Origin of the sequence: Acaryochloris sp. 'Moss Beach' (assembly GCF_021497025.1) — a bacterium.
GTDB lineage: Bacteria > Cyanobacteriota > Cyanobacteriia > Thermosynechococcales > Thermosynechococcaceae > Acaryochloris > Acaryochloris marina_A.
The window spans coordinates 443,481-459,331 of the sequence record NZ_CP071717.1 but is presented as its reverse complement, the minus strand read 5'-3'; the positions used below and the strand labels follow the sequence as shown (position 1 = coordinate 459,331).

Below are 15,851 nucleotides of genomic sequence, written 5' to 3'. Positions count from 1 at the left end.
TTTCTGTGGGTGGGCACCCTGAGGTTGGAAGCACCATCACAAAAGGAAGGACGATGACCTTTCAAGACCTGTTTTCGCTTTTGACTCAGTACAAACCATTGCTCTTGGGCATTATGTTGTTTGCCCCATGGATAGCATTGGCAATCTGTGTGGTGATCCCAGGTCAGAAAGAAGAACCCTTTGTATTGAGCTTTAACTTAGGGATGGCCCTCTTGAGCTTGGTTTTAGCGGTTGGCTATGTGTTGTTCGCCACCCACAACGGCGGCTGGGCTCGGGTGATGCAGGAAGCAGATATTCTGTTAATGTTGGCCCCTTGTTACTATGTGGGCATTTCATTTTGGGTCACGAAGCAACGTCTTCCCTTGAATCAAGTCCCCGTTGCCCGGATGGTTCAGGGTATCGCCTTGATTGCAGCAGGATATCTAGGACTCGCATGGATGCTGAAGTCCATGCGAATCGTGATTTTCTCATTTATTCCGTTTCAGTATCTTGTCTTTTTACTACTGGGACTGACAGGGATCATGTACTTCGGTTACCTGAGAGTGACCGGGGCAGATACCCATAAGGACAAGATGGAGGATGAACTGAATTCCCTACGGCGTAAGGGTCGACTCTAGGCCCAGTTCCGAGGAAAAGATCTCTCTTTCGCTGCTTCCCTCGAACTAACCTGCACAGGGCTGCTTGAGTTTTACGGTACCAAATCTGCGATCGCGCATCTGGTAGTGCTGCAAAGCCTCATGAAAAGCTGCCCGGCCAAAATCGGGCCAGAACACATCCGTAAAGTAAAACTCTGTATAGGCCAACTGCCACAGCAGGTAGTTACTCAAGCGGAGTTCACCGCTGCTACGAATCAGCAGGTCAGGATCAGGGGTGCCAGTAGTATAGAGATATTGTTCAATCAGCTGCTCATCTACTGCATCTGGCTCAATATTACCCAACTGAACCTGCTCCGCAATTTGGCGACAAGCCTGGGTCAATTCTGCTCGACTGCCATAATTAACTGCCACATTGAAATGCACGGCCCGGTTGTCGGCTGTTGCTAAGACCGCTCGATCGATTTCCTTCCTTAAAGAAGAGGGCAGCGGTGATAAGTCGCCGATAAAGGAAATCCGTACCCCTTCGCGATCCATTTCAGCGAGTTCCTGGCGAAGGAGACGCTCAAACAAGACCAACAGAAAGTCTACTTCCTCTAGGGGGCGACGCCAGTTTTCCGTAGAAAAGGCATAGGCTGTCAGGGTCGGAATGCCCCAGTCTTTGCAGCAGCGCACTAAATCTTTGAGGGTCCGTGCCCCTTGGCGATGACCCGCAATCCGAGGAAACCCTTGGCGTTTAGCCCAGCGACCGTTGCCATCCATAATGACGGCAACATGCTGGGGTAAACAATCGGGGTCTAAATCTGTAGGGCGAGTAACGTAATCGAAGTTGTTCATTAATACAGAAGGTGTCGGTGACATCAATTGGTTAAATCTGGAGCCCATACAAGTCAGAGGAAGTTATTCTCTGTTCGTAATCATTCCCCGGTCAGTAGTTTTGTCTAACAATCTCTGACCAGGATTGTCAAGGTCTAATGGAGTAAACAGAAAGAAGACAATCTACAAAAGACCCTATAAAAATGGCTAGAACTAAACTCCAGTGGAGGAAAAAGAGACTTCTGGGGATTGCCCAAGCCAGCGATTAAGCTGCTTTATGTTCAAAGAGCGGCCCCACCGCCACAGATGCCATAAAACATAAACAAAGGTCCATAAGAGGGATAGCTTATTGGGAAGAGACCAGGCTTCCCAGTGGAGCACTTGCATCATCCGTTCTAGGGTACGACTAAAACTAATGGGTTTTTGTTGCGTAGGTCTCAACTGGGGACGAAGTAAAGTCATCAGAGTCTTAAACATAGTGGTGTGGGGATAGGCCCAGCACCCAAAGCCCCAAAATTTGGTCATATGGTTAATTTCGTCGATCAATAGCTCTGCTAGCACCTGATGTAATGGCCCGGTAGAGTGAGCCATTAACCATAAATACAGGCAGGTGGCCCCATATTCCGTCGCCACTCGATGTAGGCCATGCTCAAACAGATCTTGCTGGGAATTATCCGTGGGCTCATAAGGTCTAGGATCGTGGGGGAGAGGCATCATTTTTAAGCCAGACAGCTGGGTATACAATCGCTGCAGAGCTGGAGAATGTTGACGTTCTTCCCTTTCCCAGAGTCCCAATTCAACTAGGTCTTCTTGGCCATTGACGATACCGCCCACAAACCGAGCCATTTGTGGATGCAGAGGGCTGAGGTATTGACGACTGGTTTGGGTATAGCCACGAATAGGGGCTTCTGTATCAATACTGCCTGCAATAATGGCTAAAAAAATAAGGGGATCAATTCCCCTTATCTGACTTGGTTCAATGTGATTCCAGTCGAGCGGTTGCCAAGGCCGGGGTTGAGGATCTTGGAATTGTTGAGGTAAATCCTGCAGACGATCGTTGAGGATATCAGTTGTCAGATAAGTCTGAATCAATTTGTTTAAGCGGTGTGGAATGGGAGCAGTTTCAAAGGACTGGGTGGATGAGGATTGGTCAAGAAACGAGGTATTGATTAATAGTGTGGGAGTCATGGCACTCTCCGGGGTAGCTTGCAACCAATAGCCTAAGCAAGGTCAACCCAGAAGTCAGTCGGCCAGAGTCGGGACTTAAAAGTCGGAAAGTCGGATTTATATTGATGACCAGAATTGTTGATCCTGAGTGGTGGACGATACGAAATCTAGAATTCTTGATTTTGTCGAGGGAAAATCCTTACGGTTTATGACAGGTAAGCCTTACAACGGGAGCGTTCGGGCATGCTAATAGTGATTAACAACCACAATTTTGATCAATATGATAAAGTTTGCTCCTGGTCTTCCGGTGGTTTTGGTTGGGGTTGCTGCGGTGATCGCACAGCCCCAGGTGAGTCATGCCTTGAGTGCGGCTGAGGTTGCAAAGGTTGCCCGTAACATCACGGTCCGAGTGGATAGCCAAGCACCTGGATCTGGGGTGATTATTAAACAGGATGGGGACACCTATACCGTATTAACGGCTGCCCATGTGGTGGGAAGCGAGGATACCTATGAGGTTGTCACCCCCGATCGGGCTCGACATCCAATTACGAATACAACAATCCAGCAGCTGTCCAATGTCGATCTAGCGTTGATTCAGTTTTCTAGTAGCCAGTCCTATCAAGTGGCTGAAGTGGGCAATGCCCAGCAAATTTCTGCGGGCATGCCCTGCTACGTTGCCGGATTTCCAGGGAAAACGGCGGCCATCAATGAGGTGGTTTACAACTTTACAGCAGGACAAATTACGGCGAATGCTGCGCGACCTTTACGGGATGGGTATGGGCTGGTCTATTCCAATGCCACCTTGCCAGGGATGAGTGGTGGCGCGGTTCTTGATAGCCAAGGTCAACTGATTGGGATTCATGGTCGAGCAGATACAACGCCTCAAGCTCAAAATCCGAATCTAAATCCAGATATTTATGTCAAAACAGGGTTTAACTTAGGCATTCCTATCAATATATTTTTGCAAAAAGCTGAAGATGCCAAGCTGGAATTGGGGTTTGCAACACCTCCATCTAAACCCGCTCCCCCCGCCTTAGTGGATCAGGCTCTGGTGGAGGCAGGACAGGCGCTCGGCCAGGGAGAGAGTAGCAAAGCGGTCTCTAAGTTTAATCAGGTATTGGGGAGCGATCGCAAAGCCGTAGCCCTGCATGGTCGAGGATTGGCCCAGTACCAGCGTGGTAATTATGCCGAGGCTTTAGCAGACTTGAACCATGCGATCGCCATCGATCCTTACAACGCTTTGTTCTTCAATAGCCGGGGGGCAGTCTACCTAGCCCAAGCCCTCAGGCCCAATCAAAATTTGCATTCTAGTGCTTCTCGGGCCGTGAGAGATTTTAGTGAAGCCCTCAAACTCAATCCCCAAGACGGCAATGCTTACAATAATCGCGGCTTAGCTCATTTCTATACGGGTGCTCGGGCCTACGCCATTGACGATTTTAATCAGGCCCTACGTTTAGAGCCGGGATTGGCCAAAGCTTATAAAAATCGAGGGTTCACCCGCTGGTTAGAGCAAGATATTCGCGGTGCAATATTGGATCTCAAGCAAGCCCTCACCATCGATCCGACCTATGCCCAAGCCTATCAAACGCGAGGTCGATTGCAGTTTCAACAGGGAGAAGTGGCTCAGGCACTGGCCGATTACGATCAAGCCATTCAGTTTAAACCTAAAGAGGGTGAAACCTACATTTACCGTGGGATTGCCCGCTACGAGAACTCCGAAGTCCCTGAGGCAATCCAAGACTGGCAAGCTGCGATCAAAGCTAGTTCAGAAGAGTCTGCTGGTGCTCATTTGTTGATTGGCACGACTTTATTGACGCAGGGTCGGGAAAACGAGGCTTTACAGAAACTGAAAACAGCTAGGCAACTTGAGCGAACCTGGACGAATAAAGGATTTCTAAGCCAAATATTAGGCAAGCGATTATTGAAGGATGCCACTGCATTACTAGAGCATCCCAAGGCTCAAGCTGTGCTCAAATCTCGCTAATGACATCGTGTTAGTTTCACGTTGATCAGAAAAGCAATGTAAACCCTAAGAGGCTGAAATTCAGAAATTTTGCAATAGCATTTAACTCTTTGACCAACTGGCGAAATGGCTTTCGCTAGACTGGAAATATCTTGCCTAAAAAGGATGATGAGTTGATGCCAGTATTTCTCGTTACCCTTGGGGTTTGGTACTTTATTTCGGGAAGTGGGTTAAACCATTGGAATAGCAATCAATGCACCCCTATTATTGATGGCAGCCCCTCCGCCACTGGATTTAGATTGCGGGGACGAGAATTTGGTTGCACCATTGATGAAGAGAGCTATCGAATATCGATTCAAAAATGGCTAAGTAAGCGTGATGTTAATGCAGCCCCCCTTGAAGGAATGTACCTGGGAGATATAGCAGATTATCCATGGATTTCAACGTATCTTGCGAAGGCGGCAATTCAGAGTCAAGAATGGGACCTGAAGGGGGGGAACCATAGCGGTAATTCCCATGGCCTGGTTAAATCGTTTCTACTCGATGAACCTTTCAGACGTCGCCTGGACGCTCCCTTTGTCAATACTCCCTACACAGTGCATCGTGTTTCTGTCGAGAAGGTGCTGATTGACGATGCCAGTAGAGTACTTGACCAATATGAATCGGGCTTTGGGCAAGTTCCTTTTGGTGGCCTATTGTGGGTTGAGTTTGCAGAGCGTCACCAAGCAGAATTAACTGAGGCGGATTAGATTTTTGTGGCAGTAGGCAAAAGAAACTTCTAATCCTGTAGTGCAGAACAATTGATTGAAGCGACGTTCAAAAGGACAGTCCGTTAGCAGCAGCCGAGTGTCAAATCTCACCTCGCTTTAATCATGCTAAATGAGCATTAAGGAATGAAAATTGATTAATACCGAGATTTCTGCCGTCTCTTTTGGCAACATCAGCTTTTGCAAGCGCCCCCTAAATCCCCCATTCTGGGGGATTTAGGGGGCATCAGTGGCGTTAAGGCTGTGGAGGATAGGAGGTAGAGTCGTGTTCAACTATATTTTCCGGTGTTATTAAGTTCGTTATCCTAAGATGCCACCGATAGCACTATAAGATGAGGTGGATCAGCGCTGGAACTCAAGCATGGTAGAGACTCTATCCGCGAATACTTCACCATCCCCTGAGGGAAGAAAAGTTGTGATTGTGGGGGGTGGGCCAACTGGCGCACTGGCTGCCTTATATTTAGCCAAAATGGGTTGGCACGTCTCTGTTTACGAGCGGCACAGTGCTGAGTTTAAAGCGTCTAGCAATCGACGTTCATTTAATATCATCTTGAGCCGTCGGGGGCGGAAAGCCCTGACAGATATTGGAGTGGAGCTACCGCCAGACAAACAGGTGCTTCTCCAAGGGAATGTTCGACATACGGCCAAAGGGGGAGCCTTAGGGAAAGGGTTTCGTGATGCTGTGTCAGTCGATCGCGCTACCCTAGCTCAAGTTCTCATTGCAGAGGGGCAGCATCGCTTTCCAGAAAACATTCAATATCACTTTGATCAAACCCTGTTGCAGGTCAATTTTCAGGATAAGACGGCGTTGTTTCAAGGCAAACAAGACCAACAGCAGCAAAACTTTGACTTATTAATTGGTGCAGATGGTGTCTTCAGTACCGTCAGGACTTCAATGGAATCACAGCTTCAAGGATTCGAAGTCCGGCAAAACCAAGACAGTATGATGTACAAAATTTGTGATTTAGGGTTCGCGAAAGATTTACCCGGTGTAGAGCAAAAGTGGGCAGAAAGTTTTCATACATGGCCCAATGCTCAACCCCTGACGTTACTCGCTCCACCCAGTACCGATGGCTCCCTCAAAGGGGTATTAATTTTGCCCCAAGCAGGAGACATCACGTACGAAACAATTCAGACAGAAGCAGATATATTGGCCTTATTTAAGGAGAAATTCCCTGATGTTTTTCCCAGTCTAGATCAAGCTGGTTTGCCGCCGCAGTTCGCTCAAGATTTATTGTCACAAAAAGCGGCCCACGGAGGAATCACCACCCAGTGCAATCAGTTTGAAGGAGGCGATTGTGTGGTCTTGTTGGGAGATGCTGCCCACTCAGTGTGGCCATCTTTGGGGCAAGGGTGCAATGTCGCCCTTGAAAGCTGCCGGATCTTTGCTGAGGTATTGGCCCAAACTAAGGGAGATTTATCTCTCGCTTTACCCGCCTATACTGCGGCCCGGAAGCCTGATACGGATGCAATTGCTCGGCTGTCTGAAATTGGCTTTGGGGGGAATAAACGAGCAAGTAATATCCTGTTTATTGCCAAAGTAGTGATCCTCATGTTTCTGCATAAATTACTCCCCAGATGGTTTCATAAATATGCTCTTTTTCAACTTGGGGATGCTGACGTTCCTTATTCCAAAATATGGCAGCAAGTTCAGCGTCAAAATAGTCAATTACGCCTAGTACTAGCGACGTTAATCGGTAGTATTCCTGTGATTTGGTTAGTTGTTTGGAGAATTGCCTAAGCATCAAAACCCCTTGCCCTAACTGGAAATATTGAGAGAAGAACCTGGATGTCAAAACCTGGGTTTCTATACGGAAGACATAAGGGTTTTAAATGTCGTATAGCCTTAGTTCGATATTTCAGCGAGCCATAATTCAGGTTCAAATGCTCACTCCAAAGATGGACTGCCACAATCTAAGCGGCAATACTAGGAGATGGGGCAGAGACTCCCTCCTCTGTCTGTGGCAGGGGGACTAAACGTCCATCTTCCATGTAGATAATCCGATCGGCAATGTCTAAAATTCGGTTGTCGTGGGTGACGAGGAGAATGGTGCAGCCCTGTTCTCGGGCGAGTTGTTGCATAATCTCTACCACGTCTCGTCCTGATTTTTTATCCAGAGCGGCAGTGGGTTCATCCGCCAAGATGATTTTGGGATGGCTAGCTAAAGCGCGGGCAATGGCGACTCGCTGGCGTTGTCCCCCGGAGAGTGCGTCGGGGTAATAGTTGATGCGGTCTTCTAGGCCGACTGCGCTGAGTATGTTGGATGCGATCGCATCCAAGTCTTGCTCCAAAAAATGGTCATGTAACTCCAGGGACATGCGCACATTTTGCTTGGCGGTGAGAAAGCTCATTAGATTGTGGGCCTGAAAGATATAGCCGATATGGCAGCGAAGCTGGCTCAACTGCTGTTTCGAGGCTCCCAGCATTTCCTGGTCCAGAATCTTGAGGCTGCCGCTTTGGGCTGCTCTTAAGCCCCCTAATAAGGTCAACAGGGTTGTTTTCCCAGACCCCGAAGGCCCGGTGAGGATCACAATTTCACCCGCTTCAATCTCTAGATTAATATCGAATAAGACCTGCTTCTGAAGCTGACCTTCGCCAAAGAAATGGTTGAGTTGGTGGGCAATAATGACGTTAGACATGAAAATCACTCCAGAACAAAAAGCAAGGTGCTATAGGGTTTCTTCCAGCAACCACTCAAAGCCCGCTGTGAATTGAGCCTTGCCATCAGTTTCGACGATGCTGCCGTGGGCCGTAATGACCCGATCAAAATCCCATGCCAACACCTGGCGAACAGAAGCTTTCACCTGGGCTTTATCGCGGCTGCCCCATTTCTCGAAGTAGGACGGTTTCAATACTTGGTAAGAGCCCATAACCCGTGCCGCTAACTGCGTGACCCACGGATAAGTCTCATCAAAATGAAACGAGGTATCCGTTAGAATCAAGCTGCGACTGGGCCGATGCCAAAAGACAGTTTCATGGGCGAGACAAATACCTCGGGGTAAAAGAGCTCCAAATCCCTTAAACGGGAGGTATTCTAATTCCTCTCCAAAGGTGCCACTGTTGTTCAGCAAACTATCCAGCCTTAGATCAGGAGATTTTTCGGCTAACCCTTCGACGCCCCAGGTGGTGGCATCTGGATAGAGTGCTTGAGCTTGGCTCAAGTACAGATGATGGAATTGGTTTGGGGCAATCAGATGGCAAACAGTACCCAATCCATCAAGACTTGAGCAATCCTTGGCCTGGAGCTGAATGGGGGAAATCAGCATCAGTTCTCCCTGACCCAGTCGGACAACGACCATGCGAGTACCGATTTCTAATCCTAGGTAGCTGAAGGGTTGGGTGACGGTCCAAAGATTTTCGGCAATAGGAATAAGGTTCATAATCAGGCTGGATAGAGAGGACTAAAAAATATCGGCTGGATCAGCGGCCCTGAGTTTGCGCATGGCAATGGCCCCCGACATGGAGCACATTAGAATGGTCATGATCAAAACGGTGACGGCTCTTTGGGCAGTCATTGAAATAGGCAGCATGGTTGCCGCAAAGGCTAGCTGATAAAGCCCTAAGGCTAATCCCACACTGGGTAAATATCCGAGAAAAGCTAGAAGTAGGGCTTCTTGGATCAACATCCCCAATAAATAGTTGTCGGTGTAGCCCATGGCTTTCAATGTGGCATATTCTGGCAAATGCTCAGATACATCGGCATAGAGAATCTGATAGACAATGACGATGCCGACAATAAAGCCAACCCCCACTCCCAGGCCAAAAATAAAGCCAATCCCCGTGCCGTTCGCCCAGTAATCCCGTTCGATTTGGGCAAAGTCTTCAGTGGTGCCAATCAAGACATCGTCGGGCAAGAGGGCTTCTAAATCGGCTCGCACCTGTGCCACGTTAGCCCCCGGTTGAAGCTGAATCAGTCCTACCTCAATCTGTTCCGGACTACGGTTGGGAAACAGCTGTAGGAAAGTAGAATCACTGGCAATCACGTTGCCATCGGCGGCAAAGGACGCCCCGTTTGTAAAGACACCATCCACCTGAATTAACTTGTCATTCAGTTCGGCGGAGAAATGGCCCTTTTGCTCAAACGCACTCGTCGTAAATCCATATTCTGGCCGTCCGGCCTGATCAAACAAGACTCGATGCAGAGGCTGAATCTTATCCTGATTATTCGTCACGTCTGGAAATTTAAAGGAAGGTTCTGCCGGGTCAATACCCCAGACCAAAATGGCTCGCTCTCGTTTGGTTTCGGGATTCTTCCACTGCCCTGTAGCTACATAGACCCCATTAACGGATTTCACCTGGGGATGGGCCAGGGTCTGAAACAGGCGCGCCCGAGGAAAAGCCTTCACGGAAAACAGGGTCTGCATTTGGGGATTGGTTAAGACCAGATCTGCCTGCAGATTGCGGTGGGGCTGAATGGCAGCGTCGAATAAAGCCCCCTCAAACCCCATCTGGATGAAAATCAGCATGTCAGCAAAGGCAATACCTGCGATCGCAACGAGTAACCGAGTGCGCTCTCGGGTCACCTGTTGCCAAGCTAGGGGCGTTCGCTTCAGAAACCTGGGCCGTTTCCACTTGCTAAGACTCAATCTGTTCATGGCCATTTTCCAAAATCAAACGTTCGTTATAAAAAATGCCAAATTAAGACTCATCTGAAATTTGGATCACCGTTTGCACCTGCAAATTGCTGAGATTAGCCACCTGCTGGCTGTCTGTTGGCTTGAGGGCAATCTTCACTTCCACGACTCGGCGATCCAGATTTTCGCCTGGGTCACCACTAAAGACCTGTTGACGACTAATTTGGCGTCCCAGCTCCACCACTTTGCCTTTTAATTCACCAGTAAACCCTTGCCCGCGAATCGTTGCAGCCTGTCCTATCTGAACACGATGAATATCGCTTTGGTAGACCTCAGCGATAACCAGCATCTGGGCCGTTTGTCCCAAAGCGACGATGCCATCACTACTCATTTGCTCACCGGGGCGAGTATAGATTTGGAGGATTTGCCCATTACTGGGCGCTTTAACGGTGGCGCGAGCCAGATTTTTTTTGGCCTTGGTTAGAGATACTTGGGCCGCATTAACCTCCGCTTGAGCCATTTGGATATCCACTGATCGGACTTCTGCCACTTCCGCTAATCGGGACCGTGCGGTTGCCACCTGAGCTTGTCCAGTACTTTCAAGACGACCCAGCTCAGCCTGAGCTTCCCGAAGACGACGTTGGGCAATCCCATCGGTGCGGGAAAGTTCTGCTGTGGACTGTTTTAAGGCTTGCTGGGTTGTTTCTACACTCAACTGCTTACTATCAAATAGGGATGCAGAAACAGCCCCTGCTTGATAAAGGGATTGGTAACGAGCCAGTTCCTTCTGAGCGGTGCGGAGTTCCGCTGCTAGCCGTTGGACTGCTGCTGTTTGGGCAGTGCGATCGCCCTCGTACTGGGCTTCCAGACGAGCAATGGTTTGCCGCTGAATTCGTAGTTGCCCTATTGCCTCTGCAGATTGTTGAGATACGGTTGCTCTTTGAGCATTGATGGCTCCAGGTTTTGCCCCTGCCTGCACTTGGGCTAACTTCACCTGGGTGACCCGGAGTTGAGCTTGGGCTTGGGCCACCTCATCTAGCAGGCGATCGCGGGAATCCAAAACAGCAATGGGATCACCAGCCTGTATCGTATCGCCCAGTTTAACCTTGAGTTCTGTGAGGCGATCTCCGTCTAGGGCTAGAGGGGCAGCGACTTTGACAATCTCCCCCGTAGGTTCGAGTCGGCCTAAAGCTGCAACATTTGGCAGGATCGAGGGTTGTAGGCTACTGGAGTCTGAGGGACTGGTCCCTTGCCAATCACTTTGGGCCAAGCCGACAAAGACAATGCCCCCACTAGCTGCGATAGCTGCAATCAACGTACCAATTAACCATGGCTTGGGTTTAAGTTTGAGCGGACAACTGTTCATGGCTGAGGACCATCTGGATCATAAGTTGACTTTGGGAGTGTAACCAGTCGGCATCTTCAATGCCTCGGTTGTAGATGTACTGAATAATCAGGCCATCGATAAAAATCATCAGAAAGTCGGCTAGCTCTGTATTGGGGAGCTGTAGATAATCTACTGTTGCGTCACGAGTTCCATTCCAGATCTGACGCAAGAACTGAAGTTCCTGATCGTTCCCTGTTCGAGTTTGTTGGAAAAAATCGACCCACAACAGCATCTGCTGCTGGTAGTACTGCAGGTTCTTCAACACGAAATCCATAACAGCCTGTAGGCGAGCTTCTAAGGTGTCTGCCTCAGGGGCTTGGGCAAAGAATCGGGAGATATCCTGCTCACATAGCTCCTGGACAAGCTGCATAAAGATGGCTTCCTTGCTGTCGAAGTAGTGATACAGCGTTCCGGTTGAAACCTTTAACCCTTCTGCAATCTGCCGCATGGTGATTGAACCGTAGCCCTTTTGAGCAAAGAGTTCAATACAGCCATTTAGCAACTCTTTGCGGTACTGGACCCGATCAACAACTTTCGGCATGGGCGACAGCGTTAGTATGATGTGAACTATTTATTTTATAACATATGTTCGTTATAAAATGGAGCACTCCCTTTAGACTGTGATAAAGCCATCATTTGGGTTGCTTTTGGTCCTCAATCACCAACAGTCAATAATCTGTGCTGAGAGTTGAGATTTCGGTGGTGAGATCAGCCGGACTATAGTCTGGTTAAAGGATTATGCTTCATCAAAGTACGATAATTTCCTCTTCCCGATATCCTCAGGAACGAGGTTGATATAGCCATAGTTGATGTTGGGGAACGGGAATGGCAATATCTGCTTCATCAAACGCTATCTTCAATCGGCGGCGCAGCTCTCTAGATACAGCCCATTGTTGAAGCGGTTGTGTTTTAATCCAAACTTTCACAACGGGACCTCGATGATCAAAATCATCAACGCCCATTAGTTGTGGCGGTTCCAGAATATGTTTTTCCCAATCTGGTTCAGCAGCCATGGCCTGTGCGGTTGTCTGGATCAGAGCCAGCATTTGATCCACGTCAGCAGGGTAGGGAATGGGAATGTCGAGATCGACTCGTGACCATTCGCTAGAGAGGTTGGCAACAACGCGAATTTCACTATTGGGGATGGTGATTAGTTGTCCTTCGGCATTGCGAATTTGGGTCATACGCAAGTTTAAGGTTTCGACTACGCCGGTATACTCACCGACTTGAATCACATCGCCCACTCCAAACTGATCTTCCACAATCACCAAGAAGCCATTGAGGGCATCTTTAATAATGCTTTGGGAGGCAAGGGAGATAGCGACACCTACTAAACCCACCCCGGCCAGCAAGGGGCCAACATCTACTTGTAAGAGGATTAAGGCCACAATCACGCCAATACCGATCCAGACAGGGACCGCAAATCCTTTGAGCACATTGGCAATGGTGGAGATTCTCAGCAGCGTCCGCCGTGAGGCTATTGGTGTAAGGAAGGGGGTGACGGTTAAAGCTAGGGCAAAGCGATTAACAAAGGCCCAACTCAGGCGGATCAGTAGGTAGGTGGCCAATCCGACGCCGGTCAAGGTCAGGGGAATGGGGAGACCCTTGAGCAACAAAATGTTGATGGGGCGGGTGTAGGGAAACAAATCCAAGCAGATCAGGAGGCCGATCAACCCCATCGAGATTTGCAGAATACTGAGAACTTGGTACAAAATCCCCTTGAAACCGATCCAGAACTGAACGGGGGGAAGCTGTTTGGTCCCATCGGTTTTAGGGGCTGCGATGGCTTTGGCAGGGCGTTTTAATCGACGCTGCCAAAGGTGGACAAGGCGATTCAACAGAATGGCAAGACTGATTACACCGCCTGCAACAATGACCTGCTGTTGCAAAAATTGGGGTTCGCGCTCGGATCTAGAGCTTTTTAAGGCCCTCTCTACCGTAGATTTGATTTGGTCATCTAAGACTGTGATTTCAATGCCCCGTAGTTCAGCATCGAGGGTAGTGATGGTCAATAAATGCTGATCCTCGGCAAAAATCACCGGCAGGTTATTGCTGGTTCTGATTTCTACCCTGGGCTCGATTGAGCCTGAGCGGAGATAACTGCGTTTGATTGCCTCTAAACTCTCCTGTACCGCTTGAGTTCGTTCAGATAAATTACCTTTGGTGGCGGCAACTTTGAAAAGACGACGACCATCTAACCAAATCCAATCGGAGACCAGCGGATTTGAAAGGCTGGGAATAATCAGCGGCTGTGGGGGGGAGGGACTCAGGAACGGTGGGGGGGGAATTTGAGCGAAGCTAGAAAAATGCAAGAGCAGCGTTAACGCAATACTCACTAAGGCGAGAACTAGTCTTGCTCGATGGCGGATGGCAGGCATTCACTACTCTGATGGCGTCTCAACAAACTGTTCTACGCTGGATGCCTGCGCTGCTCAACGACTGTATTTCCCTGGATTTTGTGGAAATTAGGATGTGGCAACCGTCGCCCGACTGGGGTTAAGTGCAGCAGGAGCCCAGTTAAGAACATCATTCAGAATAGCAGCTGGTCCTTGATTCAGGGGCCAGGCAAAGGCATGGCGGAATGAATTCTCTTGGCAAGCTCTAAGCTGGGCAAAGCTAATGACATCCTGGGTGAGAAGGGTTTCGTATTCAAAGGGCAAGCGAACATTGTGAAGACCGGCATTGTCGGTGCAAATAGCCACATCAACCCCAGCTTCAAAACAGCGGTCAAACACGACTTTTAGCTGCTGGATACTTTGTAGGGTACCGGTTTTGAGGTAAGTGGTGGGGCAAATCTCTAAACATTGCCGACGCTGGGCTACGGCAGGTAGAAGTTCAGGATGTTGCAAGGGAATCTGGATGCCATGACCGATTCGCATCAGATAGGGCAGCAGTTCGGGGTGGGCACCGCCTTCTGTTTCGTAGAGATGGCAAGTGGTTTTGAGATTGTGAGAGCGGGCGTAGGCATAGAGATCGACAAATTCGTCGATGCGATCGCAATACAAATCATCTCCACCTGCTAAATCAATCCCACAGACATACTCCGGGGATTGGGCAGCGATGTCCACAATGGCTCGGTTCACTTCGTAGGGCAAACGAGCATGCATACAGAGAATTTGGCTGGTGACAATCGGATATTCTTTGACCTGACTCGCCTGACCGACAATTTCTACAATCTCGGCCATTTGGTCAATGCGTTCTGTTTGGCTGAGCTGGTCTGAGGTGCGGAGATAGGGGGTATACCGCATCTCCATATAGGCCAGATTTTCAAAAACGTAAGCCCCTCGAATCAATCGAGAGATAAAGTAGGGCAGGGTTTCGCGGGTCTGAACGCTTTCCACCAAGGTGTGCAGTTCTAGATATTCAGCCAGGGATTCCCGAGGCCGACAGTAGAATTCTTCAAACTGGGGATAGTCCGAAAAGGGTTGGGCCAAGTCGGGGCGATTTCGTTTGAAGTAGCGCCACAGAATCCGAGGCACAACTGATCCACCCAAATGTCGATGCAACTCAGCGTATAAAGACACAATTACCTCTTGCCATATCAGCTGAAAACTTCTCTTTAATATAAGAAATATTTCTAGGGTTGTGTTGTTAAAAAATTAGGTTGGATTGACCGCTAACAGCAAAGCAAAACACCACCTGTTTTTCCGTAGCTTGCATCACGAATTTACTTCACCCCTACAAAAGGTGGGGACCACTCAAAGGGAACTCATTTCGGGTTAACCCAGATCCCCGCTAAATGGTTAGAAGAGACGTCATCATGAAGAAGATTATGATCGGTGGAGATGCTTGTATCGCAGTGACTCAGGCCTTTTTAGCTTTAGCTGCCCCCACCCAGGCGAAGACAAAAGGGTTTAATGTCAAAGCCAATGGATATTGGGCTAAAGGGCATTGCCATTTTGGCAGTATCCGAGCCAAATGCGTGGTCAAAAATCGTAAAGGTAAACATAACCCCAAACGGCGTAAAGCCACGACAGAAATTATCTCTTTCTATGTGTTTGACCAAGGCCATTGTGCACCTATCAAAACTCGCTGTACTAAGAGCAAGAGCTGTACCTAGAAATTCGAACCAATTGGCTATCTTAAACAGCCGATTGGTATGTGGTCTTGTATTCGTGCTCAGAATCTCAACAACGGCGGATATCGTACATTTTGGGTGGGACTCAGCAAGTTCAATCGGCCCTTAGGCAGAAGAACTCAAGGGATGGCCAATGCCTGCCAATCCTGAGAGTCTGTCCAGGCTCTTAAACGGTTAGTCTTGTGATAGTTTGAACCTTTCTCAAGGACGTTCCTTTGAAGGCCTATTCATGTCCATTCAATGGTTTAATGATCACTGAAACCTTTGTTATGTGGACTCCGATGGCTCTGTTAACCATAGACAAAATCGAACAGCTTCGTAATCAATTGGCAGCTTGTACGAATCATCGAACCGCATCAGCATTGAAAGTTGCGATCGCAAGACTAGAATCCCAGCTCCAACCCCCCACCCCTGCAGAGCCTGAAACTCAGCTAACGGACGAAATTCTCCGACCTCTGATTGCTCAAGGCAGTATCAAGGTTTATCACCCAATCCGCTAGTTCCA

Annotated in this window: 16 protein-coding genes; 7 read left to right on the top strand and 9 right to left on the bottom strand. The window is 48.8% G+C overall.

The features are described 5' to 3' along the window. Window positions 1-53 precede the first annotated feature (53 nt). Window positions 54-617 carry a hypothetical protein gene (locus tag HRE53_RS02170; RefSeq protein ID WP_235108901.1) on the top strand — a complete coding sequence of 188 codons (564 nt, stop codon included), beginning with the start codon at window positions 54-56 and terminating at the stop codon, window positions 615-617. A gap of 45 nt (window positions 618-662) precedes the next feature. Here HRE53_RS02170 and HRE53_RS02165 read toward each other — a convergent pair whose 3' ends face one another. Together HRE53_RS02165 and HRE53_RS02160 are read right to left on the bottom strand one after the other, a co-directional pair. Further along, window positions 663-1,430 carry an isoprenyl transferase gene (locus HRE53_RS02165; protein ID WP_235108900.1) on the bottom strand — a complete coding sequence of 256 codons (768 nt, stop codon included), beginning with the start codon at window positions 1,428-1,430 and terminating at the stop codon, window positions 663-665. A gap of 192 nt (window positions 1,431-1,622) precedes the next feature. Then, a complete protein-coding gene (locus tag HRE53_RS02160) occupies window positions 1,623-2,597 on the bottom strand; it encodes a ferritin-like domain-containing protein (RefSeq protein WP_235108899.1) in 975 nt (324 codons plus the stop codon). A gap of 259 nt (window positions 2,598-2,856) precedes the next feature. Between HRE53_RS02160 and HRE53_RS02155 the strand changes: the two genes are divergently transcribed. From HRE53_RS02155 to HRE53_RS02145, 3 genes are all read left to right on the top strand, one after another. After that, the gene (locus tag HRE53_RS02155; protein WP_235108898.1) at window positions 2,857-4,560 is read left to right on the top strand and encodes a tetratricopeptide repeat-containing serine protease family protein; all 1,704 of its coding nucleotides are present in this window, start codon (window positions 2,857-2,859) and stop codon (window positions 4,558-4,560) included. Window positions 4,561-4,691: 131 nt separating this feature from the next. After that, complete coding sequence (locus tag HRE53_RS02150) at window positions 4,692-5,288, top strand: hypothetical protein (protein ID WP_235108897.1); 597 nt, start codon at window positions 4,692-4,694, stop codon at window positions 5,286-5,288. A 379-nt stretch (window positions 5,289-5,667) separates the two neighbouring features. Then, window positions 5,668-7,047: an NAD(P)/FAD-dependent oxidoreductase gene (locus HRE53_RS02145; RefSeq protein WP_235108896.1), complete on the top strand. Its 1,380-nt coding sequence runs from the start codon at window positions 5,668-5,670 to the stop codon at window positions 7,045-7,047. A 173-nt stretch (window positions 7,048-7,220) separates the two neighbouring features. On the opposite strand, the gene HRE53_RS02140 is transcribed toward HRE53_RS02145, so the two are convergent. The 7 genes from HRE53_RS02140 to HRE53_RS02110 all read right to left on the bottom strand — a co-directional run bounded on the left by HRE53_RS02140 (window position 7,221) and on the right by HRE53_RS02110 (window position 14,792). Continuing rightward, a complete protein-coding gene (locus HRE53_RS02140) occupies window positions 7,221-7,946 on the bottom strand; it encodes an ATP-binding cassette domain-containing protein (RefSeq protein WP_235108895.1) in 726 nt (241 codons plus the stop codon). Between the two features lie 30 nt (window positions 7,947-7,976). Next, complete coding sequence (locus HRE53_RS02135; RefSeq protein WP_235108894.1) at window positions 7,977-8,687, bottom strand: DUF4336 domain-containing protein; 711 nt, start codon at window positions 8,685-8,687, stop codon at window positions 7,977-7,979. A gap of 21 nt (window positions 8,688-8,708) precedes the next feature. Then, a complete protein-coding gene (gene devC / locus HRE53_RS02130) occupies window positions 8,709-9,902 on the bottom strand; it encodes an ABC transporter permease DevC (RefSeq protein ID WP_235108893.1) in 1,194 nt (397 codons plus the stop codon). 43 nt (window positions 9,903-9,945) lie between these two features. Next, entirely contained in the window at window positions 9,946-11,247 is a 1,302-nt protein-coding gene (locus tag HRE53_RS02125; protein WP_235108892.1) for an efflux RND transporter periplasmic adaptor subunit, read from the bottom strand. Then, window positions 11,222-11,809 (bottom strand): TetR/AcrR family transcriptional regulator, encoded by a 588-nt coding sequence (locus HRE53_RS02120; RefSeq protein ID WP_212662010.1) that lies wholly within the window; start codon window positions 11,807-11,809, stop codon window positions 11,222-11,224. Before HRE53_RS02120 ends, HRE53_RS02125 begins: the two co-directional genes overlap by 26 nt. A 238-nt stretch (window positions 11,810-12,047) precedes the next feature. Next, on the bottom strand, window positions 12,048-13,646 hold the full coding sequence (locus HRE53_RS02115) for a mechanosensitive ion channel family protein (RefSeq protein ID WP_235108891.1): 1,599 nt from the start codon (window positions 13,644-13,646) through the stop codon (window positions 12,048-12,050). An 87-nt stretch (window positions 13,647-13,733) separates the two neighbouring features. After that, complete coding sequence (locus HRE53_RS02110) at window positions 13,734-14,792, bottom strand: adenosine deaminase (RefSeq protein WP_212662008.1); 1,059 nt, start codon at window positions 14,790-14,792, stop codon at window positions 13,734-13,736. 236 nt (window positions 14,793-15,028) lie between these two features. Between HRE53_RS02110 and HRE53_RS02105 the strand changes: the two genes are divergently transcribed. From HRE53_RS02105 to HRE53_RS02100, 3 genes are all read left to right on the top strand, one after another. Further along, window positions 15,029-15,328 (top strand): hypothetical protein, encoded by a 300-nt coding sequence (locus HRE53_RS02105; protein ID WP_235108890.1) that lies wholly within the window; start codon window positions 15,029-15,031, stop codon window positions 15,326-15,328. A 39-nt stretch (window positions 15,329-15,367) separates the two neighbouring features. Then, complete coding sequence (locus HRE53_RS34265; RefSeq protein ID WP_255801145.1) at window positions 15,368-15,496, top strand: hypothetical protein; 129 nt, start codon at window positions 15,368-15,370, stop codon at window positions 15,494-15,496. 131 nt (window positions 15,497-15,627) lie between these two features. Then, on the top strand, window positions 15,628-15,846 hold the full coding sequence (locus tag HRE53_RS02100; protein ID WP_235108889.1) for a hypothetical protein: 219 nt from the start codon (window positions 15,628-15,630) through the stop codon (window positions 15,844-15,846). The last annotated feature ends 5 nt before the right edge of the window (window positions 15,847-15,851 follow it).

Bases quoted from the DNA above. Each gene is read 5' to 3' on its own strand.
- HRE53_RS02170 (WP_235108901.1), top strand. From the start codon at position 54: ATGACCTTTCAAGACCTGTTTTCGCTTTTGACTCAGTACAAACCATTG.
- HRE53_RS02165 (WP_235108900.1), bottom strand. From the start codon at position 1,430: ATGAACAACTTCGATTACGTTACTCGCCCTACAGATTTAGACCCCGAT.
- HRE53_RS02160 (WP_235108899.1), bottom strand. From the start codon at position 2,597: ATGACTCCCACACTATTAATCAATACCTCGTTTCTTGACCAATCCTCA.
- HRE53_RS02155 (WP_235108898.1), top strand. From the start codon at position 2,857: ATGATAAAGTTTGCTCCTGGTCTTCCGGTGGTTTTGGTTGGGGTTGCT.
- HRE53_RS02145 (WP_235108896.1), top strand. From the start codon at position 5,668: ATGGTAGAGACTCTATCCGCGAATACTTCACCATCCCCTGAGGGAAGA.
- HRE53_RS02140 (WP_235108895.1), bottom strand. From the start codon at position 7,946: ATGTCTAACGTCATTATTGCCCACCAACTCAACCATTTCTTTGGCGAA.
- HRE53_RS02135 (WP_235108894.1), bottom strand. From the start codon at position 8,687: ATGAACCTTATTCCTATTGCCGAAAATCTTTGGACCGTCACCCAACCC.
- devC (WP_235108893.1), bottom strand. From the start codon at position 9,902: ATGAACAGATTGAGTCTTAGCAAGTGGAAACGGCCCAGGTTTCTGAAG.
- HRE53_RS02125 (WP_235108892.1), bottom strand. From the start codon at position 11,247: ATGAACAGTTGTCCGCTCAAACTTAAACCCAAGCCATGGTTAATTGGT.
- HRE53_RS02120 (WP_212662010.1), bottom strand. From the start codon at position 11,809: ATGCCGAAAGTTGTTGATCGGGTCCAGTACCGCAAAGAGTTGCTAAAT.
- HRE53_RS02115 (WP_235108891.1), bottom strand. From the start codon at position 13,646: ATGCCTGCCATCCGCCATCGAGCAAGACTAGTTCTCGCCTTAGTGAGT.
- HRE53_RS02105 (WP_235108890.1), top strand. From the start codon at position 15,029: ATGAAGAAGATTATGATCGGTGGAGATGCTTGTATCGCAGTGACTCAG.
- HRE53_RS34265 (WP_255801145.1), top strand. From the start codon at position 15,368: ATGTGGTCTTGTATTCGTGCTCAGAATCTCAACAACGGCGGATATCGT.
- HRE53_RS02100 (WP_235108889.1), top strand. From the start codon at position 15,628: ATGGCTCTGTTAACCATAGACAAAATCGAACAGCTTCGTAATCAATTG.